Annotated in this window: 15 protein-coding genes; 9 read left to right on the top strand and 6 right to left on the bottom strand. The window is 65.2% G+C overall.

Annotation, left to right across the window (positions count from 1 at the left end; all coding sequences use genetic code 11):
* The first annotated feature begins 33 nt into the window (after positions 1-33).
* Genes ACLJPD_RS09260 through ACLJPD_RS09250 form a run of 3 tightly spaced genes read left to right on the top strand, consistent with a single transcriptional unit; the run spans position 34 to position 4,561 of the window.
* Entirely contained in the window at positions 34-1,245 is a 1,212-nt protein-coding gene (locus tag ACLJPD_RS09260) for an HpcH/HpaI aldolase/citrate lyase family protein (protein WP_410871449.1), read from the top strand.
* Positions 1,242-3,728: a phosphoribosyltransferase gene (locus tag ACLJPD_RS09255; protein WP_410871448.1), complete on the top strand. Its 2,487-nt coding sequence runs from the start codon at positions 1,242-1,244 to the stop codon at positions 3,726-3,728. Before ACLJPD_RS09260 ends, ACLJPD_RS09255 begins: the two co-directional genes overlap by 4 nt.
* 38 nt (positions 3,729-3,766) lie before the next feature.
* Entirely contained in the window at positions 3,767-4,561 is a 795-nt protein-coding gene (locus tag ACLJPD_RS09250) for an HAD family hydrolase (protein ID WP_410871978.1), read from the top strand.
* A gap of 4 nt (positions 4,562-4,565) precedes the next feature.
* On the opposite strand, the gene ACLJPD_RS09245 is transcribed toward ACLJPD_RS09250, so the two are convergent.
* From ACLJPD_RS09245 to ACLJPD_RS09235, 3 genes are read right to left on the bottom strand one after another with little or no spacing between them, the layout of a single operon-like run.
* Complete coding sequence (locus ACLJPD_RS09245; RefSeq protein ID WP_410871447.1) at positions 4,566-5,330, bottom strand: AIM24 family protein; 765 nt, start codon at positions 5,328-5,330, stop codon at positions 4,566-4,568.
* A 4-nt stretch (positions 5,331-5,334) separates the two neighbouring features.
* Entirely contained in the window at positions 5,335-6,036 is a 702-nt protein-coding gene (locus ACLJPD_RS09240; RefSeq protein ID WP_410871445.1) for an AIM24 family protein, read from the bottom strand.
* A gap of 5 nt (positions 6,037-6,041) precedes the next feature.
* Positions 6,042-6,665: an AIM24 family protein gene (locus ACLJPD_RS09235; RefSeq protein ID WP_410871444.1), complete on the bottom strand. Its 624-nt coding sequence runs from the start codon at positions 6,663-6,665 to the stop codon at positions 6,042-6,044.
* Between the two features lie 184 nt (positions 6,666-6,849).
* Here ACLJPD_RS09235 and ACLJPD_RS09230 point away from each other — a divergent pair, with 184 nt between their 5' ends.
* The 5 genes from ACLJPD_RS09230 (at position 6,850) to ACLJPD_RS09210 (ending at position 15,949) form a co-directional block, all read left to right on the top strand.
* Complete coding sequence (locus tag ACLJPD_RS09230; protein ID WP_410871443.1) at positions 6,850-8,214, top strand: TerD family protein; 1,365 nt, start codon at positions 6,850-6,852, stop codon at positions 8,212-8,214.
* Between the two features lie 24 nt (positions 8,215-8,238).
* On the top strand, positions 8,239-9,792 hold the full coding sequence (locus tag ACLJPD_RS09225; RefSeq protein WP_410871442.1) for a TerD family protein: 1,554 nt from the start codon (positions 8,239-8,241) through the stop codon (positions 9,790-9,792).
* Positions 9,793-10,348: 556 nt separating this feature from the next.
* Positions 10,349-12,826, top strand: coding sequence for a hypothetical protein (locus tag ACLJPD_RS09220; RefSeq protein ID WP_410871441.1), 2,478 nt, complete (start codon positions 10,349-10,351; stop codon positions 12,824-12,826).
* A gap of 1,176 nt (positions 12,827-14,002) precedes the next feature.
* Positions 14,003-14,656 carry a GAD-like domain-containing protein gene (locus ACLJPD_RS09215; RefSeq protein ID WP_410871440.1) on the top strand — a complete coding sequence of 218 codons (654 nt, stop codon included), beginning with the start codon at positions 14,003-14,005 and terminating at the stop codon, positions 14,654-14,656.
* 639 nt (positions 14,657-15,295) lie between these two features.
* Positions 15,296-15,949 carry a GAD-like domain-containing protein gene (locus tag ACLJPD_RS09210; RefSeq protein WP_410871439.1) on the top strand — a complete coding sequence of 218 codons (654 nt, stop codon included), beginning with the start codon at positions 15,296-15,298 and terminating at the stop codon, positions 15,947-15,949.
* Between the two features lie 14 nt (positions 15,950-15,963).
* On the opposite strand, the gene ACLJPD_RS09205 is transcribed toward ACLJPD_RS09210, so the two are convergent.
* Positions 15,964-16,248, bottom strand: a complete 285-nt coding sequence (locus ACLJPD_RS09205) for a hypothetical protein (RefSeq protein ID WP_410871437.1) — start codon at positions 16,246-16,248, stop codon at positions 15,964-15,966.
* Positions 16,249-16,899: 651 nt separating this feature from the next.
* Between ACLJPD_RS09205 and ACLJPD_RS09200 the strand changes: the two genes are divergently transcribed.
* Positions 16,900-17,025 (top strand): hypothetical protein, encoded by a 126-nt coding sequence (locus ACLJPD_RS09200; protein WP_410871436.1) that lies wholly within the window; start codon positions 16,900-16,902, stop codon positions 17,023-17,025.
* Between the two features lie 53 nt (positions 17,026-17,078).
* Here ACLJPD_RS09200 and ACLJPD_RS09195 read toward each other — a convergent pair whose 3' ends face one another.
* Positions 17,079-18,818, bottom strand: coding sequence for a glycosyltransferase family 87 protein (locus ACLJPD_RS09195; protein ID WP_410871435.1), 1,740 nt, complete (start codon positions 18,816-18,818; stop codon positions 17,079-17,081).
* A 21-nt stretch (positions 18,819-18,839) separates the two neighbouring features.
* On the bottom strand, positions 18,840-21,005 hold the full coding sequence (locus ACLJPD_RS09190) for a transglycosylase domain-containing protein (protein ID WP_410871977.1): 2,166 nt from the start codon (positions 21,003-21,005) through the stop codon (positions 18,840-18,842).
* Positions 21,006-21,815: the final 810 nt, after the last annotated feature.

Below are 21,815 nucleotides of genomic sequence, written 5' to 3'. Positions count from 1 at the left end.
AAATGACATGGGCCGACAGATGAGGTGGGGGGAATGACCGCGGGCTACGCCATCGCACCGGAAGTTTGCCTGCGCAAGCAGGCGCCGCTGCGCCATTTCCAGCAGTTGCAGGGACCCCGCAGCCGGGAGTTGTTCCTGGTCGAACCGGAGCCGATCCAGGGCCACGACGACCGGGAGCTGCTGGCGACCGCGCTCGGCGCCACCCTTTACGTGCCCGCGACCCGCCCCGACCTTGCCGCCACGATCCGCCGACGCGCCGCGCGCGGGGTGTGCTCGATGGTGATCGACCTCGAGGACGCCGTCGCCGATCACGAGGTGGAGGCCGCCAAACAGCACGCGGTGGACACCCTCGACCTACTCGCACGCAGCGAGGACGCGAACCCGATGCTGTTCATCCGGGTGCGCGACGCGGCGTCGGTCGGCGAACTGGTCTCCGCGCTCGGGCCAGGTGCCGCTGTGCTCACCGGCTTCGTGTTCCCCAAGTTCGACGCCGTCAGCGGGCCCGACTACCTGGCCGCGCTCGACGACGCGAACCGCAGGCTCGGCCGCCCCGTCTACGCGATGCCGGTGCTCGAATCGGCGAACCTGGTGCACCGCCAGAGCCGCGACGAGCAGCTCTCGCGCATCGCCGAACTGCTCGCTGAGCATCGTGAGCAGCTGCTGGCCGTGCGGATCGGCGCCACCGACATGTGCTCGACCTTCGGCATCCGTCGCGACCGCGACCTCACGATCTACGACGTGCGGGTGATCGCCGACGTGATCGCCGACATCGTCAACTACTTCGGCCGCGTCGACGGCACCGGTTTCATCATCACCGGACCGGTGTGGGAGTACTTCGCCGACCACGAGCGGATGTTCCGGCCGCAGCTGCGCAGTGCGCCGTTCGAGGAATCCGACGCGGTGAAGTTCCGCCAGTACCTGGTGAGCCGCGACCTCGACGGCCTGCTGCGCGAGATCACCCTCGACCGGGCCAACGGCATCCAGGGCAAGACGGTGATCCACCCCTCGCACGTGCCCGTCGTGCACGCGCTGCAGGTGGTGACCCACGAGGAGTACGCCGACGCGCTCGACATCATGGCGGCCGATGTCGGTGGTGTCGCGGCCTCGGAGTACCGCAACAAGATGAACGAGATGCGCCCGCATCGCAGTTGGGCCCGCCAGACGCTGGTTCGGGCCCGTGCGTTCGGGGTCGCGAACAAGGGAGTGTCCTTCGTGGATTTGCTGACAGCGATGATCGCCGAATGAGTGCGTTCGAAACACCGTGGGCGACGGTGAATCTCGGTATCGAGCTGCATCACGGTGAATCCTTCGCCGCGCGCTCGGGCGGGGACGCCCTGCCTGGTGAGCTTTCGATCGGTGCCCTGGTCCAGCCGGGTCTGCGCCGCAATCCACGCCGGGCACATCTGCTGGTGTCCACGGTGCTGGGCAAGCACCTGCCGACCGATCCGCGTATCGTGATCGGTGCGGGTAACCGCCTGGGTGATCTCGTGCGCGAGGTGCTCGGCGATCGTGAAGCTGTCGTACTCGGATTCGCCGAGACCGCTACAGGTTTGGGTCACTGTGTGGCAGCACGGATCGACGCGGGCTGCTATTTGCACTCCACCCGCAGGAACGAACCGCGAGCCACCACGCTGACCGGTTTCGAGGAGGGCCACTCGCACGCCACCTCGCACCTGCTCCAGCCCGCCCCGGCCGCGATCTTCGCCAACAATCTCCCCCTGGTACTGGTCGACGACGAGATCTCCACCGGCGACACGGCTATCGACGCCGTCCGCGCACTGCACGCCTTCGCACCGCGCTCGCACTACGTGCTCGCCTCGCTGGTGGATATGCGCACCCCGGCTGATCGGATCAAGTTCGAAGCTGCCGCAGCCGAACTCGGTGCGCGCATCGACACGGTCTGCCTGGCCTCCGGTCGCACCGAGCTGCCGTCCGGGCTGATCGACACGGTGAATTCCCTGCCCGACCCGCAGCTCAATCCGGTAGCAGCCCAACCCGGTTCGTACGGCCGCATCGAATTGACCTGGCCCGCCGACATTCCCGAGGGCGGCCGACACGGCACCCTCCGCTCGGACAACGCCGCCTTCGACGTCGCGGTGAAATCCCTGGCCGACGAGGTGAACACCCGCCTCGACGCCGAGTTCGCGCACCGCCCGGTCATCGTCATCGGCCACGAAGAACTCATGTACCTCCCCCTGCGCCTGGCCGCCGACCTCGCCGACGCGGGCACCCCCACCCGCTTCCAAACCACCACCCGCTCACCGGCATACGTCCTCGACGAACCCGGCTACCCCCTGCGCCGCGGCTTCCGTTTCACCGCCCCGGAACCTGACCCCACGGCCCAGCGCTACCTTTACAACGCCCAGTGGCCCGACGCCGATCCGGTCCTGCTGGTCGTCATCGATCCCCCGGCCGACACCCCCGAGCTGCTCGCCCCCGGCGGGCTGGTCGACGTACTCACCGCTTCCGGTGCCGACGTGCTGATCGCGGTGCTGCCGGGTGCGGATCCTCGCGCGCTGCACGCGGACCGCACCGTTGAGCCGGAGGCGGCGTTCGCCTCGCACTTGGACAAGCCGGCGATCAACAGTCGTCCGCTCGGCGGCGATCTCCCTGCGGCGTTGCGCGGACCGGAGTTCGGTTCCTATGCGCCCGAAGATGTTTCGTGGCTGCTGAAAGATCTCTCGGATGCGGATCTCGAAGCCGATGTGACCGAACGCGAACGGCGCATCCAGGCCGGTGTCGCCCACTATGCCGAGTCGCTGCCGGTGGAATTCCAGCCCGACGCCGAATACTGCGAGCTCTTCGATCGGGTGCTGGCCGACAGTGCCGAACGTCTGGCGTTGGCGGTCGCGACCGTGGCGGAACTCGTTGTCGCCGAACGCGGTGAGAATGTCGTCCTGGTCTCGCTGGCCAGGGCGGGCACCCCTGTCGGCGTGCTCATGCGCCGCTGGCTGGCCAGTGGCATCGGCCGTGCGCCGCTGGCGACCCCTCACTACGCCGTCTCGATCGTGCGCGATCGCGGCATCGACGCCGTAGCGCTGGACTACCTTGCCCACCACCACGATCCGTCCTCGATCGTCTTCGTCGACGGGTGGACCGGCAAGGGGGCGATCACCCACGAACTCACCGCCGCCCTCGACGCGTACCACGCGGCGGGTGGCGCCAGGTTCAACGACGAGCTCGTGGTCCTGGCCGACCCCGCGAACTGTGTGCGCACCTACGGCACCCGCGACGATTTCCTGATCGCCTCGGCGTGCCTGAACTCGACTGTCTCCGGCTTGGTTTCGCGAACTGTCCTCAACGCGGAGCTGATCGGCCCCGGCGAGTTCCACGGCGCCAAGTTCTACCGCGACCTGATCGACGCCGACGTCTCGAACAAGCTGATCGACACCGTCACAGCGGCTTTCGCCGCGATCAGCGACCGGGTCCCCGGCGCCGTCGCCGCGATCCAGAATTCGGACCGCACTCCCGACTGGTCCGGTTGGGCTTCGGTGGAGAAGGTGCGTGCCGAATACGACATCAGCACAGTCAATTACGTGAAGCCCGGCGTCGGCGAGACCACTCGCGTGTTGTTGCGCCGGGTACCGTGGCGGGTGCTGGTCCGCGAGGCAGACGCACCGGAGCACGCCCACATCCGCCTGCTCGCCGCGGCGCGCAATGTCCCGGTGGAAGTGGTTCCCGACCTGGCCTACTCCTGCATGGGTCTGATCAAGGAGTTACCCCGGTGACCGCCGAGTCCCTCTTCGCGACCGATCTCGATCGCACGATGATCTTCTCCCGCAACGGCTTCGGTGGTGCCGAGGCCGTGGCGAAGGAGTGCGTCGAGTACTACGAGGGCGAACCGCTCTCCTATATGACCACCACCGCGATCACCGCCCTTCGCGAACTCACCGCGATCGCCCCGGTGATTCCCACGACCACCCGCACGATCGAACAGTTCCAGCGGATCACTCTCCCCGGTGCCCCGTGGCGCTACGCGATCACCAGCAACGGCGGGAACATCCTCGTCGACGGCATCGCCGATCCGGCCTGGCGCGTCGCCATCGACGATCAGGTCAACGCGTCCGGATCCACCCTCGCTGACGTCGGCGCCGAATTGCGGTCCCGCATAGACGATTCCTGGGTCACCAAGTACCGCGAGGCCGACGGGCTGTTCTGCTACCTGGTGGTCCGCCCCGACGAGGTCCCCGTCGGCTTCCTCGCCGAGTGGGACACCTGGTGCCGCGCCAACGGCTGGTCGGCGTCTCGACAGGGGCGCAAGATCTACACCATGCCCGACGCTGTCTGTAAGAGTCTCGCCGTCGCCGAAGTCCGCACAAGGCTCATCGAATCAGGCGAATTAGCCAGCGGAGCAACATTGTTCACCGCGGGTGACGGTGGGCTCGACGCCGAAATGCTGAAGGCGGCCGACGCCGCGATCCGCCCTCGCCACGGCGAACTCGAAGAATTGAACTTCACCGCCCCGAACCTGACCATCACCACATCAACGGGAATCCTGGCAGGCGAGGAAATCCTCGAGTGGTTCCACGCCGCCGCTCAGCGAACCACGGTGTCGGCGTAAGAAATCAGTACTGCTGCTGTTGACCAGCCAGCTGCTGAGCGATCACACCTTGGATGCGCTGTAGCCCACCGACCGTGACGCCGCTCTGCAGCTGCCCCTCGATCGTGCGCACCAGCGCGTTGTCGCTCATGATCTTCTCGGTCGACTGGATCAGCACGGTGCCCGCACCGGTGAAGTCGAACTGCCGTTCCTCGCCGGAGTTGGCGCCCATCCTGGCCGCACCCGCCGCCAGGAAGCTGCCGATCCAACCCTGGTCGTAGTGGTGACTCGGCGATGGGCAATCAGCCCATCCGACCAGCGATTCGGGGTCGACGCGCAGTGGTGGTTCGGCGAACATGACCGGCCCGTTCGACGACGCCAGGAATTTTCCGGTGCCGATCAGCGTGAGAAACCCGGGCACGATCGACTGCTTCAACGCCAGGCCCGGCTCGAAGGCCAACAGGTTCGCACCACGGATGGTGAGGTTGCCTTCTTCGAGGTCATAGGAATTGATGTCGTAGCCACGGTCGCCGATGATCAGCTTGCCCTGGCCTTGGGCCACCACATAGTCACCGGCGAACAGCGGCGCCGAGAACTGACTGCTCACCATGTGCATCAGGCCGCCCTGCAGCCCGTGGGTGAGCATCTGGAACTCGATCTGGCCGTAGTAGGCGATCATCGCGCCCTTGCGCATGAACCACGGTCCGGTCAGGTCGATGCAGTAGGCGTAGCTGTTGCCCGGAAGATTGTCGCTGGCAACGAGATTCATCGGCGAGAGGATTTCGCTCATCGGTTCACAACTTCTCTTCGGAGGCCTGCACGTACACCACACCCTGTCCGTGGCAATGCAATTGCATGGCCTCGCCGGCACCGCGACCCACCGCGTCGCGCCAGCTCATCGCGGATTTCAGTTCGGTCTGCACATTGCCGTACGCGGCGACGAACGCCTGCGGGTCGACAACGATCGGATTCGGCCCGCCCACTGGCAGTTCCAGGAATCCACCGTGCGCGAGCAGCACCGCCGAACCCTGTCCGCTGAGCTGCGTGGTGAACATGCCGGTTCCGGTCGCGACACCCGCGGCGGCACCGCGCAGCGCGCCCATCAGACCGCCACCGCCACCACCACTGCCACCCGAACTGGCCACCGAAACAACGGAAGCCTGCAGGCCGGCTGACTGCGCGAGCAGCCGCGAAGCCTCGGCGCGCAACACCGCACCCTGCTGCATCTGCACCACGTGCACCTCGAGACCGGCGAATCCGTAGTGAACCTCACCGTTTCCCTGCGCCAGCATGGTCCGCTCGTGCTCACCGGCCATCATCTGCCCGGCCATCCGCATCAAGCCGCCGCCGCCCATGCCTTGACCGGCGCCGGGGATCTGATGCGGCGCGAACGCGACCTGACCCGTGTAGAACAGCATCGCGCCGGAACGAGCGACAACGCCGCCCGCCTGCCCGACATTGACCTTGACGACCTTGCTGTTGACCTTCTCGAACATCGCCTCTACCGTTCCGCCGGCTGAATCAACACGACGCCCTGACCATCGAACCGCAGCGAGAACGCCTCACCCGCGTCCTGCCCGACCATCGTCCGCCATGACACATCGGTGACGAACGACTGATTGAGATTGCCGCGCGAGGCGACGAACGCGTCGGGGTCCACGATCAGCGGATACGCGGGCGACACCTCGAGGTGGATCAGCGGCCCACCGGCCGACAGCAGCGCCACCTGGCCCTGCCCACTGACCGTGGTGGTGAACAGCCCGGCACCCGACGACATCCCGCCGACCCCGGCGAACCGCACATCGGTGCGCAGATTCCCCGCGAAGGCGAGCAGCTGCTGTGACTCCACCTGCAGGGTCTCGTTGTTCAGGTTCACCACGGTGACGTTCTGGCCGTTCACCGCCAGGAACACCCGCCCGTTGCCGTTGCACTCCATCAGTGACAGTTTCTCGCCGGTGGCGCGGCGCTTGAGGCCGTTGAGCACGCCCTCGCCGCCGCCGAACCCGGCCGATTTGAACTGCACATTGCCTTCGTAGGCCACCATCGAGCCCGAGATCGCGCGGATGCTCGTTCCCGCGAGCTGGGCCTCGATCACCTTCGTCGACTTTTCGAATAATTGCGCCATGACAGGTGTGCGCCCGTCCCCTCTGCGAAGGCGGTTCTACCGCCCGTTCCGACTGCGACGTCACCCTAACCGATCAGGCGAAAGTATGCCCGGCCCACAGAGCACGGACGCATACGCCCGGTTTCTCGTAGAGTGGCAAGCACTGCCGTGGAACCCCCACCAAACGACAAGCGAAGGGTCGAACTTGTCTGCAACACTCGCCAAGGGCCAGAACGGCCCGCTGGCCGTCAGCGACGTGGTGATCTCGCTCCAACTCACCGCTCCGGCCGACCTGTCCGCACTGCTCGTGACCGAGCAGGGCAAGGTCCGCACCGACGCTGATTTCGTCTTCTACAACCAGCCGAGCGGGCCGGGCGTCGATCTACGCCCCGGACCCGCGGGTCAGCCTGCCTCCCTTGCTGTTTCGCTGCCCGCGGTGCCCGCCGACATCGATCAGATTCGCGCGGTGATCACCCTCGACGACGCGACAAGCAACTTCGGCCGCTCCGCGCCGCCCACCGCGATCGTCTCCGACGCCTCGGGCAACCAGCTGTTCAGCTACACGATCGAGGGTCTCAACGCCGAGTCCATCGTGATCGCGCTCGAGTTGTACCGCCGTCAGGGCAGCTGGAAGGTGCGCGCGGTCGGCCAGGGTTACGCCGGTGGGTTCGCCGCGCTGGTCACCGATCACGGTGTGCAGGTGGATGATTCGCCCGCCCCCGCCGCCCCGCAGCAGGCCGCGCCCCAGCAGGCGCCCCCGCCGCCCCCGCCGCAGCAGGCACCGCCCGCGTACCCGGCGCAGTCCGCGCCGAGCTACCCGCAGCAGCCCGCACCCGCCTACGCCCCGCCCGGTGGCGGCTATCCGCCCCCGCCCGGCCCGGCCCAGTCCCCGCCCGGTGGTGGCTTCCCGCCGCCGCCGGGACAGGGCTACCCGCCGCCCGCGCAGGGCGCGCCGCAGCAGCCCGGCGAGATCAGTTTGAGCAAGGATCGCCCGGTCAGCCTGCAGAAGGGCCAGCGGGTCACGCTGCGCAAGGAGGGCGGCGCCGCGCTGACCTTCGTGAAGATGGGCCTGGGCTGGGACCCGGTGCGCACGCGCGGAATGTTCGGCAACCGCACCGTCGACATCGACCTCGACGCCTCGGTCTGCCTGTTCGCCGACCAGAACCTCGTCGACGTGGCCTACTACGGCCAGCTGTCGTCGAAGGACGGTTCGGTGCGCCACCAGGGTGACAACCTCACCGGTGAGGGCGACGGCGACGACGAGATGATCCTCGTCGACCTGACCAGGATCCCCGCGCACATCACCACGCTGCTGTTCATCGTCACCTCGTACAAGGGCCACTCCTTCGAGCAGGTGCAGAACGCGTTCAGCCGCCTCATCGACGGCACCACCAACGGCGAGATGGCGCGCTACACCCTCACCGGTGGCATGCCGTTCACCGCGATGGCGATGGCGAAGGTGTACCGGGTCGGCGGCGACTGGAAGATGCAGGCGCTCGGCGAGGGCTTCAACGCCAAACACCCCGGCGAAGCGGTGCCGCAACTGGGCCGATTCCTCGGCGGCAACTGACCCGAGACAGAGCAGGCAGACACCGTGATTCACCTGAAGGCGGGGCAGAACACTGCTCTGACCGCTGATTCCGTGCGCTTCACCGCGCAGACCACCGGCACCGTAGAACTCGGGGCGCTGGTGGTCGGCGAGGATCTACGGGTTCGCGACGCGCACGATCACGTGTGCGCGTCGCGGCCCGCGGCCCCTGGCGTGAGCTTCGCGGGGGCGGCGGTGGAGCTGACGCTGTCGCAGCTCAGGTCCGACGCGCATGCGGTGCTGCTGTTCGTCGCGGGTGGGCAAACGCTCGGCGCGGTCACCGCGTCGTTGTATGAAAACGGCAGTCCCGCTGCCGAATTCGTCATCGCGCCGACCGCCGGTGAGAGTGCGCTGATCTGCCTCGAGGTGTACCGGCGCGGTGGTGGCTGGAAGTTGCGGGCGCTCGGTCAGGGCTACGCGGGTGGCGCGGCGCAGTTGCTCACCGCGCACGGCGTGACCGCCCCCGAGCCCGCCGCGGCGCAGGCATGGCAGCCCGCACCACTGGCACCGCCGAGCGCCCCCACCGAGACGATCGCCAGACCCGTTCCCGCATCCGGCATTCCGCTCGAAGTCGACCACGGCCTGCAACGCATGTGGATGATCTTCGAAGACGCCGCCCGCTCGGCCGCCGCCCTGGTCTCGGCCCGCGACTACGCGGCCAAACGCCTGGACCAGGAACTCTCCGAAGCGGTGTCGAACCCGGCGACTCGCAATACCCCCGCGGCCGACGCGGCTCGCACCGCCGCCCAGCGCCGTCACGACGACCTCGTCGCCGTCGCCGACGCCAATCACCGTCGCGACAGCGACCAGCTCGGCCACGAGATCGCCGAAGCCGACGCGTCCATGCCCGCCGCGCTGGCCTCCTGGCTGGCTCCCGCCTGGACCACCCGCGCCGCCCGCAGCGACGGCATCCGGCTCGGCGAACTCCACGCTCTCGACCGCGGCGGCCTACGCGTGCCGTATTGCGTTCCGGTGCCGCTGAACCGGCCACTCTGGGTCGACACCGAATCCAGCGCCGCCGCCGCACGAGTGGTCGGCGCACTGCTGGCACGCCTGGTCGCCGCGATCCCCGACAAGCCGACCAAGGTCGACCTGATCGACCTCACCGGCGGCCTGCGCGCCCTCGCCACCCCCCTCGCGCCACTGCTGGCAGGCCCGGTGATCACCGACCACGGCGACATCTCCGCCCGCCTCGCCGAACTGGCCCACGCCGCCGAGCTGGCCGACATCGCTTACAACAGTGGACAAGCCGTCCCCCCGACCGAACACCGCATCCTCGTCGCCGCCGACTTCCCCCACGGCTACCAGTCCAGCGACGTGATACGCCTCGGCCAACTGATGGTCCGCGGCGACCTGATAGGCCTGTCCCTGGTCATCGTCGGCAGCGGCAGCGGCGAATCCGGCGACGGCCCGGTAGATCTGCTGGCCCAGTCCTGCAGGCACCTACCCACCATGCCGGGCACCCCCCTGTTCGACCCATGGACAGGCAACGCCTGGGAACTCGACCTCGACATGCTCCCCGCCGAACCCGAACTCCAAGCCCGCTACCTGCGAACGTAGAGCCGGTGTGCCAGTTCGCGAAGGCGCGACGGAGAGTCGGCGTGAACGACAGAGCTTACGCCGCAGCGATATTCAGCCGACAACGCCCTGAACCTCGGTAGTGATTCATGCTGTGACCAGGGCTGATCAACCTGCCATTGACGGATGCCATCTGCTGATCGACAATTGATCGGTCGGGCCGCGCTGTGGCCAATTCGTTTCTACCCCCATCTTTCTCGAAGTTGTTCGGGTACCCGTCTGCCCTCGGTCGCAGACACTCGACTCCTGGCGCGAGCGGTTCGACCCCGCAGAGACCTCCCCCTTGATCGGCAATCGACACGATGCCGTCGGCGTAGTTGGTCCTGCTCATCCCGTGCGGCGTCGGATTGACCACGCCTCACCGGACTACCGCAACTACTCACATCACGTTTTGAAGCCCCGGCTGATCAGTCGGGGCTTTTTCGTGCCTGCACTCAGGAGTTCCCGTGCTCAAAACGGACTGCCTCGCCCTCGGTCCCTATCCCCGGGCGATCGCTCAACGGCTCAGTCGATACCGTCGTCCCGCTGGGGCGATGCGATGACGGCCCCGCCGGACTGGGTAGCCCAAGGTATCGCATGGCGCAACTCGTTGACGCCGGCGACAGCCGTCAGTCCCGCCGAAAGTAACACGAAGCCAAGAGTATTCAACATCTCCGTGTCGTCACCAGCCGATGCCGCGCGGCAGTTGAATCGGATCTGGAACAGCCGAAAACTACTCGATGATGCGCGGCAATCGCCTGTGCAGGCCGACGCCATCGACGCTCCGTTCGACCTACCCGTGCGGAAGGAGGCGGATGCGGAGTCGGACCCGAATGCGAAGGCGAATCTATCCGAGAAGAGGGAAGATCGCCCGACTGGAACCGAGGCTACTGTGCCATCGGCCCCGGGGACCGTCCCCCAGGCTCCGGCGCCGACTTCGCCTCCTGCCACGAGTGCCCCGACGACCACTCCCTCGACTCCGACGACATCACCCCTGCAAGAGCTGGGCATCCTCCCTGGTGGAACGAATCCCGTTGCAGTACCCGACTATCCGGAGATTGATCCGAAATCATCGGTTCCTTTGGTGGTTGCCATGGTGCTTCCTGAAGGAAGTTCGATTCAGCAGACATCTAGCTCTGCCAACGGAATTCGCATCACCGAGACGACCGCGAGCGTCCCTGGCCTGGCTCCGATAACCACGACGAAGATCACCGATGACTCTGCGATCGAGGCAGTCGTCGAATGCGCGGTGCCCGTTCCCCTGGCTGAACCAGGGGTTGTCCCTCGGGCTATCACGAATCCGGAGACGATATTCCGAACTGGCTCGGGCTATTCGCAGCAGCAGCTCGAGGAGGACCTGAGGGCCTTCGATGCCGGGCGCGTCGTCTGGGCAGGCCCAGGTCGTCCAGCTGACTACGACGTGGCGCAAGCGCGGCTGACGGCGGCTATGTACACGCCCGGGGAACAGTTCAACGATCTGGTCTGGGCTCAGCACCAACCCCGCAACCAGACGGAGCTCGAGGAACGGTTCGCCGCTGTGCAGCGGCTCAACCAAGCCGGGATCCCGTGGCTCGATCCCACAATCACGGCGTGGGTTGCCGACCAGCAAAAGATTCCGGTCGCCGCGAGCCCCTACAGCACCGTCGACAACACGCGCCCGCCGATGTACAGCCCCGCTGAGCTGCGTCAGCAAGCGCTCGAGGCAAGCCGCACCGCGCTCACGGCCAATGATCTGAAACAAGGAGTCAACGACTTCCTCGTGGCTTCGACAGTCGGACCGGCGATAATTCTTTGGGACGCGGCTCATGACCGAGGCGACTACAGCGGAGCGGAGATCGCCTGGGCGGCCACTGAACTCGGAATCAACACTGCACTGCTTATCCCCGGTCTCGGGACTCTCACAGGCGCGGCAGCGAAAGCCGGCATCCGCAGGATCGCACCGAAAATGTGGGAGGCCATGTCGTCGGCCGACAATGCTGTCGACGCGGCCCGCATCGGTAGAGCCGCACAAGAGCGGCAACTCACAGACGCTGTCGACAACTACCGTCAGCGCCCCGTCGCTGGGGCGGCGCCCCCGAGCACGACCAGCCCCTCGTTGGCGCCTCGACTTGACGACCCAGTTGCGACTGTGCGTGCGCCACGAACATCAGGTGCGCCAGGCTCACCTCCGACCAGACCGTTGCCTGCCGAGGCCCAGTACACCCGTTTTCCGGACCGAACTGGCCAAACATCGCTCTTGGACGCTACTCGCCCTGCAAGCACCCCACCCTTCTCGACTCGGCAGAATTCCCCGAATCTATACCCTGCTGCCGCCAACACGTCGGGCCAAACCACACATACAGCCTCGATCCTGTCCAACCAGTCTCAACTGACATTTGGCCCTCCGCGAAATGGATGGGTTCAACGCCAGGGCGGAACATTGGGTCCCCGGGGAAGCGCTGCTGGGCCAGCCCGGGCATCCGGGCCTCCGCAAACGCAAACTCCTGCGCACAGCCTTCCGGGCAACGGTGCGTCAGCTGCGGCCCCGCTCAATTCGTCGGGGAATACACCGCTGAGACTTCCGATCATCCCGTTCGCTGGCAATCGTCCTGGATTTACAATGTTCCACGTAAGTGACGTGCTAGCCAAGTACTCACCCAAAATTAAGCCCATCGACGGCGTCTTCGATGTCGGCGTGCATGGACACACACATAGTGTCGGACTACAGATACAGGACGGTGCGGCGTACCTCTCGCAGAATCATCGATTGTTTAATCACCGCGAAATCTCTAAACTTATCCGATTGAAAGGCTGGATTCCAGGTCAGCCAATTCGGTTGATTTCATGTTCGACCGGCAAAGAAGCAAAAGGATTTGCGCAGAATCTATCGAACAAACTAGGCGTCCGCGTTCTCGCGCCGACTGATGTACTGTGGGTGTACCCAAGTGGAGCGACAAGAGTCGCCCCGTTTGCTTCGGACGGGGTATCGATGAATTCTAAGATCGCTGGCAAGTTCAAATGGTTCTACCCGCACGGCTCTACTCAAACAACAAAGTGACAGGGGTAATGCAAATGGTAAAATGGCCGGCTCCGCGAAAGATTGGCGATTCAGCGGAAATCGTCGAACTGGTCCCAGAAATGCTGGTTGAAGAGGAAGCCGATCGGGTCGCTTCGTTCCTAGAAAATTGCGAGCCATTGCTGATGTCTCCAGGGTTGGCTGGCGATGCCCTTCTAGCCGAGGGTGGCGGTTTTGTTCGGATAGGCGAAATGACGGATGGGGTGTGGGTTTGGCCGTTGTCATGGTCGGATTATGTCCGCGCGCATCATGTCGCACCACCACTGACGTTCTTGGAGCATATTAGGAGCCTCAGCTACCAGCCGTGCGGAGTTGATCCAAATGAGGTAGACCGTCTCATCGATCTACTGTATCCCCCGGGAGGCGCCGGAGAAGAGGGTGAAGAGTAAGGGATAGCCAGCGTAATAGAGAAGACGGCAACCCGCGTGGCATGCTAGATTCGTCGCACGAGCGGATTGAAGGCACAGGGCGGCGGATATGAAACATGAATAACTCGCAGGCAAACCTAGATAGGAGTTCGGGTGCTTTGTTCGACGCGCTCAAGGAGCCTGTGCATGATCTCGCTATCACGTTGCGGAGTCCAAATAAGTCGTCGTATCCCGAGGGACGGATAATTCCGTATCTGGAGGGCCAGCGATGATCGATAAATGGCGCAGCGTGCCGAACACAATCGAAAGGGACTGGCGCCGACTGTTCAATACCGCCACACACGGGATGAAGGTACCAGGCGCTTGCCCCTCTTGCACGTACCATTCACTCCATCAATGGTACGCGCTTGATGTAGCCAGGCCATGCCGGATTCGGGGATCTGAATTCACTGGCACAGGACGGCTATGGGAATGGTGCTCGTCTTGTTTTGTGTATGAGTACCTGCCAGACGGTTACGTTCCGGCATGGTGGAGGCCTCCATTTCATATAGAACTTCCTCGGGTCTTCATGACACCAGATGTGATCGAAAGTGCACGTCTCAACTCCACCTCGGCCCCCTAAATGCTGCGCTAGCGAACTGGCGAAGCGCTCTTGGGCTTCCAAGGCTCGCAACGCAAGCGTCAACAAGTCAATCGGTGAGCAGTGGAAGGGTAAGAAGAATAAGGGCCTTCACGACTACGTGCAACAGATGGTAAACGAAGGAAGAGGGCATCAACTGGTGAATGTCAGATGGGAGTTGAAGCCTTGAGCAAAATTGGGGTAAAGCAGGTGCTTGCCAGGCTGGGTGCACCGTATTCTGTTGTCCCGGCAGATGATCATATTGTCGATCGGTATTCGGGTGTTGTGCCCGATATTCTGCTTGATGTCTGGCGTTCGGCTGGGTTCTCTGGGTATTCGGATGGTGCGTTTTGGCTGTGCAATCCGGATGAGTGGCAGCCCGCGGTCGATGATTGGCTCCACGGGCTCGAACTGCCGTTTGATGATGAATGGGTGCCTTTTACGCGTACCGCGCTCGGCTCGGTCTCCCTGTGGGGTAGACGAACCGGGAGGAGTCTGTCATTTTATCCGCACAATGGGTTTGTGATTCCGAACGATCGGTCAGAAATGATGGATACCGAGTACAGCAGGTGTGCGCAGATCCTGGTCGGCGCCAACCCGGATCCCGCCAAAACGGATTTCGATGGGGATGACGGCAAGCGAATGTTCCGCCGGTTGTGTAAGCGGTTGGGTAAGGTCGATTCATCTACGATGTATGGGTGCGTTCCCGCCGTTGGATTGGGCGGCTCGTTCACGCCGAAAGGAATGCAGATCGTAAAAGCGGTGGATCACGTGCGTTTTCTGAGCACGGTGACACCACGCCATGTGATGAACTGGAAATTCTGAATCGGGAGCGCTGTCTGAGCGCGTGCGTCCGACTGCGATGTGGTGACGGCCTTCGGCGCCTAGCGGACAGGTCATCGTACTAGCCAATTATTTGTTATGGCGGTTGAATCCTCGCAAGGTATAGGCGTAGATCAGGCAGTTTCAAAGCTCGGCACTCCGTATTTGGCAGTGGCGGCCGAAGATCGAATTGTAGATGGATACATCGGGCCCCGTCCCCGATCTTCTTTTGGATATTTGGCGATCGGTGGGGTTTTCCGGAAGCGACTGGGCGGGCTCGATGCGTCCACGATATACGGATGTGTTCCGGCAGTCGGCTTGGGTGGTTCGTTCACGCCCCGTGGAATGGGGATCGTGAACGCGGTTGATCACGTGCGGTTCCTGAATACCGTGACGCAGCGTCAGGTGATGAACTGGAAGTTCTGATAGACAGTGGACAACTGTGTTGGCGCGTGGCAAGCGGTGGGCGGGGTAGCAACTGCGCACGGTTCATAATGGATCGGGAAATGCATAGGGCTTCTGCGGATCTACGTGACAACAGGCATAATCGAAAATTCCTCAAGGTTTTTTCATCGACTCTTTAAGTGGTGCGTCAACGAACTGACTAAGCGGTCGACAGGCATGCGAATTGACGAATGTTGAATGGAGCTTGAATCCTTGAGTGATATTGGACTCGCGCAGGCGCTAGATAAGCTGGGTAAGGCTTACATGACTGCGGAACCCGCTGGTCGCGCAGCTGAAATGCTTTCGGGGGTTGTGCCCGATCTGCTGCTTGATGTTTGGCGCGCGGTGGGGTTTTCCGGCTACGCAGATGGGCTGTTCTGGTTGTGCGATCCGGAAGAGTGGATGCCTGCGGTCGACGATTGGATATCCGGCGTGGACCTGCCGTTTCGCGATGAATGGATCCCATTTACGCGTACGGCTTTTGGGCGAATGACATTGTGGGGAAAGAATACAGGAAGGAGTCTGACAATTGTCCCGCAAGATGGATTCATCATTCCCGTTGACCAGTCGTCAAATATGGTCGACAACTTGGATGTTGTAATACAACTGTTGGTAGCTCTCAGGTCTGACAACGAGATGCTGGACGAGGACGGAGACGACGACAAACCGTTGTTTCGGCGGCTGAATAAGCGACTGGGCGGCCTTAATTCATCTACGATGTATGGCTGTGTTCCTGCAGTCAGCTTGGGAGGATCGTTCACTCCCCGCGGTATGGGTGTGGTCAACGCGGTCGATCACGTGCGGTTCCTGAGTACAGTGACGCAGCGTCAGGTGATGAACTGGAAGTTCTGAGCCGAGCGAAGGGTCTATGCCGGTGGCCGCTGGTAGGCCTCGATTGTCGCCTTGCTGGTACTCGGGTTCTGTAACACTAATTCCCATGGGCCAGAATTGATCTCGAAGTCCTGACCGAACCCGAGCCACTTACCGGCCAGCCGGTTGCCGGTCGGATCGGCGAGTAGCTGGAGTGCGCCGTGGTAGCGGGTGCCGTGGTAGTAACCCTCCACAGCGGTGCGCTCGGCCCAGGTGCCGGTGGCTACATTACCGTCGAGGGTGAGGTCGAGTTCGATCGTCGAGGGCGACGAGCCGGGCAAGCTCCGGACGGTGATGTGGCTCCCGTGCTGTAGTACGACGGCGTAATGCGCGACGGTGAACGATGATTCCCGCCCGCTCGAGTAGTACTCGTAACGTGACAGCCACACTCCGGAGAAATCGCCGACTGTCCGGGCCGGTGTCGACTCGGCAGGACTTGCCGATATCGCGCTGATTGGCGACTCGACCTCGTGGCTGCGGCGAGCGCCCCGCTGACGTCGTGCCCGGCACGAACCGTGCCGAAGCCGAGCGTTTCGATGGGAAGTCCCATCACCCGCTCGAGCGCACGCGCGTGGCTCGGTCGCGGTTGGGTGGTCTCGCCGGATTCCCATCGTTGAACAAGGCGCTTCGTCGCGCTGGTGCACCCGACTTCGCGCAGGGGCGGGCGAGGTCGTCTTGACTCATGATCCGGGCCGTACGTGCGGCGCGGAGTGCCGTATTCGGAGTTGTCCGCATGAGTGCAACGGTAACCCGAATGACGCCGAAATGTCGCCCTTGATATGTGCCGATTGACGCCCCCGTTGTCGTCGCGCGTACACATCGGCGAGCGGCAGTGTTGACGTTGCTCCCCGGCGCCGGGCGCCGCGAGACTTCGGCGCCGGGTGGAGCATCCAACCCGAACAGAAGGGTGAATTATGCGGGGGCAGAAGGCAATGGCACCGCAACTTACGGTGTGGGATATCGCCGCACAGTGGTTGTGTCGGCGCAAGGCGGCGGCATGGGACTCGCTCGTCGAGGCGGGCCGAATCGTCCCGCGGCCCGAGAACGGGTCGATGTGACCGGTCGCCAGGTCTTGAGGGAGATGGAAGAGAACAAGGCTGGCCCCGTGGGGTCAGTTCAGCACTGACACCGGTCGAGCGCTGATCGTGGCCTGCTTCGGGCGGAGGAATTCGGGGAGCCAGGGGAGGAGGGGATCGAGGGCGCGGTCGAGGATGCCGCCTGCGGGGTCGTCGACGAAGTCGCGGCGGACTATGTCGTTCTGGGGGCGCAGGATTTCGTAGACGATCAGGGCGCACAAGCCCAGGACCGCCAGGTCGCGCAGGATGACGGTGCCGGTGAACCACTGTTCGGGCAGGCCCTTGCTGTCCTCGCCGAGGTAGTAGTACATCCGTGGAGCCCAGACGAGGGCGTCGATTGTCATCCACGCCAACAGAATTCGCCGGTGCGGTAGCGCCAGTACCGCCAGCGGCACCAGCCACAGCGAATACTGCGGGCTCCACACCTTGTTCGTCAGCAGGAAGGCCGCGACGACGAGGAAACACAGTTGGGTCAGGCGCGGACGGCGGGCTGCGGTGAGGGCCAGGTAGGCGATGCCCGCGCAGGCGGCGACGAAGGCCAGCAGCGAGACCGTGTTCAGAATGGTCGGCGGCTGCCCGTGACCGATCGGCCCGTCGAAACCTTCCCAGCCGGTGAACGAGGTGATCACGTTGTAGATCGAATCGGGATCCGCGTGCCGGGCGGTGTTGAGCCGGAAGAATTCTCGCCACCCTTGCGGATACAGCGCCCCGATCGGCAGGTTCACCGCCGCCCAGGTGCCCGCCGCGGCGAGCACGGTGAGGGTGGCCGCGCCGAGCGGGCGCAAGGCGAAAAGGTGTGTCCTGGCGGGTGTTTCACGCAACCAGGTGCGCGCGGCGTCGAGACTGTCGACATCACGCAACCGCGAGCCTGCCAGCGCGGCAGGCTGACGCAGCATCGGATCGATCCGCAAGCACAGCACCACGATCGGCCCGAGCAGCAACAGTGGATACAGCTTCGCCGCCCCGCCGAGCCCGAGGAGTACACCCGCGAGCACAGGTTTACGCCGCGCCCACGCCAACAGCCCGGTAGCCGCGAATGCCGTTGCGAGAGCGTCGAAATTGGTGAAGATGTGCACGATCACCAAGGGTGACAGCGCGATCAGCGCCGCATCCCACACCCGCCGCCCGGCTAATCGCGACGACGCCCACACGGTGATCAGCCAGCCGAGCGAGAGGCCGAGTGCGACAACGTTGAAGTACACCACCACCGACATCGCACCGGGCACCGGCAGGTGGTCCCAGACATTGCCGATCTGCATCGCCGCGTACTGGTACAGCCCCGAAAGCACCGGATACTCCATGTATCTGGTCTCGGTGCCACCGTCGGGCGTCGATTCGGTCCAGGACTTCTTGTACGGGAACGCGCCCTCGTTGAGCCGTTCGGCGCCGTAGAGCGGGACGGTGTCGGAGTAGCACATGGCCACGTACTGGCGCCCGTCGTTCCAGTCGAGCATCAGCCCGCCGTTGCCGTCGCTGGTCTGCTGGATGCAGCCTGCCTTGGCCGTCCAGCCCAGTGCGAGGAAGATCACCGTGAAAGCGAACATCACCCGCAGCGGCGTCCAGAACCGCACCCGGCCGATCAGCGCGTGATCGCCGACCGGGCCGCCGACCACGGTGGACAGCTGCGCGGTCAGCGAGTCGTTGCGGCTCGGCCGGTCGCGCGCGTCGATCGAGCGCAGGTCGGGTGCGAGCCGGGCGGGCGCCACATACCGCGCCTCGCGGTCCGGCCGGGTACCACTCGACGCCGGCTGGTCCGCGAGTTGCTGATCGGTCACGACATCCGAGGCTACCGGTGACTACCGGGATCGGGTCGGTGTGGCTCCCGCGCCGCTGCTCTCTTCGTCATTGCCACCGCCCTGACCGGTGCTGTTGCCCGGCCGGGTCGCCTGAGTCGGCGCGCCCTCCGGCCCCGCCGTCGGCTGGCCGGGCAGCGGGCCCGGACCGGTCTCCGGCGTCGCCTGCGACTGCGGCACCGCGGGCTGCTGCACCCCGGGCACCGGAATCCGGATGCCGGGCAGGATCTCGACCTGCGAGGGCACGATCACCGGCGGCACGATCGCCGGAACGGTGGTGGACGGCGCGGTGTAGGGCGCCGACCATTCCGGCACACCGGCCTGGCCCTTGATCGGGGCGGGCTTGGGGAACGACTCGTTCGACGTGCCCGACAGCGCGCCGTCCATCGTCGCCTTCCAGATATCGGAAGGCAGCCCGGAACCGTAGATGCTGCCGCCGCCGTAGTTCTTGAGCGGTTCGCCCTGCTCGGTGCCGACCCAGACCGCGGTCGACAGCGACGGGGTGTAACCGACCATCCAGGCGTCGCGGTTGTTGCCGGTGTCGCCGAGCTGGTGGGTACCGGTCTTGGCGGCGGAGTCCCGGCCACCGGCCAGGTTGTGGTTGCGCGAGTAGGCCGCGATCGGCTTCATCGCCGCGGTGACGTTGTCGGCCACGGCGGCGCTCACCCGCTGCTCGCCGGCGGGCTCGCCGCGATCGAGCAGCACCTGCCCGTCGGCGGTCACGACCCGCTGCACGAAGTGCGGCGCGTGATAGATACCCGACGCCGCCAGCGTGGCGTAGGCCGAGGCCATGTCGAGCGGGCGCGACTGGTACTGGCCGAGCACGATGCCGTTGTTGGGGCCGACGCCGCCGGGCTCGGTCAGCGTCTCGCCGATGCCGGGCAGTTCCTTGGCGATACCGAGCTTGTGGCCCATATCGGCGATCTTCTGCGGACCGTTCTGCATATCCAGCTGCATGCGGTAGAAGCTGGTGTTCAGCGAACGCTTGAGCGCCTCGGCGATGGTGCACATGCCGCAGCCCTCACCCTCGACATTGCCGATCTCGATGCCGTTGACGGTGATCGGCGAGCTGTCGTACAGCTGCGAAAGCGGAACGCCCTGTTCGAGATTCGCGGCCAGGCCGATCGCCTTGAACGAAGAACCGGTCGGCAGACCGGCATTGGCGAAGTCGTAGCCCTGGCCGTCGCTGCCGCCGTAGTAGGCGCGCACGGCACCGGTGCGCGGGTCGATCGAAACCACCGCGGTGCGCAGGTTCTCCGGCTCACCTTCGAGCTTGCCCTGGGCGGCCTTGATCGCGGCGTCCTGGGCCTTCTGGTCGATCGTGGTGGTGATCTGCAGGCCTTCGGTGTTCAGCTGCTGCTCGCTGATGCCCGCGGTCGAGAGCTCCTGGAGCACCTGGTTCTTCACCAGGCCGGACGGGCCCTCGTCGTTGTTCTTGTCGCCGAGCGATTCCAGCGTCACCACCTGCGGGTACTGCATCGATTGGCGTTCGGCGGCGGGCAGGTTGCTCTCCTCGACCATGCCGTCGAGCACGTAGTTCCAGCGTGTGCGCGCGCCTTCGGGGTTCTTCTCCGGATCGAGCATCGACGGCAGCTGGATCGTCGCGGCGAGCACAGCGCCCTCGGCCACGGTCAGTTCCTGCACCGGCTTGCCGAAGTAGGACTTCGCGGCGGCGTCGATGCCGTACGCGCCACGACCGAAGTAGATCGTGTTCAGGTAGGCGGCAAGGATGTCTTCCTTGCTCCACTGCCGCGCCATCTTGGCCGAGATCACCAGTTCGTGCATCTTGCGCGTCATCGACCGCTCGTCACCGACCAGCGCGTTCTTCACGTACTGCTGGGTGATCGTGGAACCACCACCGGCGCTTTCCTTGCCGAGGATGTTGTCGCGGGCGGCGCGGGCGAAGCCCGAGACCGAGAAGCCGGGGTTGGTGTAGAAGTCGCGGTCCTCGGCGGCGATCACGGCATTGCGCACATGCGGCGGGATCTGATCGATCGAGACCTCGGTGCGGTTGCCCTGCGGCGGGACCACCTTGCTGATCTCGGTGGTGCCGTCGGCGGCGAAGATCGTGGCGACCTGGTTGGTCTCCAGATCGCCCGGCTTGGGTACCGACACCGCGGTGTAGGCGACAAGGAACACCGCGCTGGGTACGACGATGGCCAGGGCCATCAGTACATAGAGCGTCCGGCGGACGATCAGCCACGGAAATTTCTTTACCGCGTCGTCGTCATCGCCCCCGCTGCCGTCGCGGCGGTTGCGCGGTCCGGTGGGCGGGGGTGCGCCGCCGGGGCGACGCTCACCCGCGAGAGCGCGACGTTCGCCCGACACCGGGCCGCCCGCGGTGACGCGTCGTTCACCACTGGTCGGTCCGCCGGGGCGGTGACCCGCACCGGCACGCGTGGCGGCGCCACCCGCACGGGTCGTCCGTGCGATGTCGTCGCCCGCGCCGCGCACGGTCCGGTCGGAACCCGGACGCACCGTCGGATCGTCGAGGCCGCCGGGATGCGGAAGTCTCTGGGTGGCGTTGGGCGGGACGGGACGACCGGGCTGCCCGGGCCTACCCTGCGGCGGCCTGCCCTGGCCGGGACCACCTTGCGGCACCGGTCCGCCCTGCGGTCCACCCGGACGCTGCGGCGGCTGACCCGGCCGACGCGGCGGCATCCCACCCGGCGGCGGGCCCGGCTGACGACCGGGCGGCGGCCCCTGCGGACCACGTCCACCAGGCACCGGACCACCCTGCGGTCGCCCGCCCTGCGCGGGACCACCGGGCGCACCCTGCGGGCGTGGCCCTGTGGGTGGCACCGGTCGACGCGGCGGCGGACCGCCGGGCCGATCACTCGACTGTGGGGGGAGACCCGGCTGCGCACCACGAGCCGGGCGGCCGCCGCGCGGATCATCACCGTGGGGGGAGGGTTCGTAGGGCGAACTCACTGACCAGATCTCCATAACTTGTAAGGTTCGGGCACACGACATCCGCGC

It is taken from the genome of Nocardia sp. A7 (assembly GCF_046549215.1).
GTDB lineage: Bacteria > Actinomycetota > Actinomycetes > Mycobacteriales > Mycobacteriaceae > Nocardia.
The sequence above is the reverse complement of the archived record's forward strand: the minus strand, read 5'-3'. Positions and strand labels throughout refer to the sequence as shown.

Coding starts and splice junctions, on each gene's coding strand:
- ACLJPD_RS09210 (WP_410871439.1), top strand. CDS start 15,296: ATGGAGCTTGAATCCTTGAGTGATATTGGACTCGCGCAGGCGCTAGAT.
- ACLJPD_RS09255 (WP_410871448.1), top strand. CDS start 1,242: ATGAGTGCGTTCGAAACACCGTGGGCGACGGTGAATCTCGGTATCGAG.
- ACLJPD_RS09240 (WP_410871445.1), bottom strand. CDS start 6,036: ATGTTCGAGAAGGTCAACAGCAAGGTCGTCAAGGTCAATGTCGGGCAG.
- ACLJPD_RS09260 (WP_410871449.1), top strand. CDS start 34: ATGACCGCGGGCTACGCCATCGCACCGGAAGTTTGCCTGCGCAAGCAG.
- ACLJPD_RS09220 (WP_410871441.1), top strand. CDS start 10,349: ATGACGGCCCCGCCGGACTGGGTAGCCCAAGGTATCGCATGGCGCAAC.
- ACLJPD_RS09190 (WP_410871977.1), bottom strand. CDS start 21,005: ATGGCCCTGGCCATCGTCGTACCCAGCGCGGTGTTCCTTGTCGCCTAC.
- ACLJPD_RS09250 (WP_410871978.1), top strand. CDS start 3,767: ATGATCTTCTCCCGCAACGGCTTCGGTGGTGCCGAGGCCGTGGCGAAG.
- ACLJPD_RS09215 (WP_410871440.1), top strand. CDS start 14,003: ATGGGAGTTGAAGCCTTGAGCAAAATTGGGGTAAAGCAGGTGCTTGCC.
- ACLJPD_RS09245 (WP_410871447.1), bottom strand. CDS start 5,330: ATGAGCGAAATCCTCTCGCCGATGAATCTCGTTGCCAGCGACAATCTT.
- ACLJPD_RS09235 (WP_410871444.1), bottom strand. CDS start 6,665: ATGGCGCAATTATTCGAAAAGTCGACGAAGGTGATCGAGGCCCAGCTC.
- ACLJPD_RS09200 (WP_410871436.1), top strand. CDS start 16,900: ATGGCACCGCAACTTACGGTGTGGGATATCGCCGCACAGTGGTTGTGT.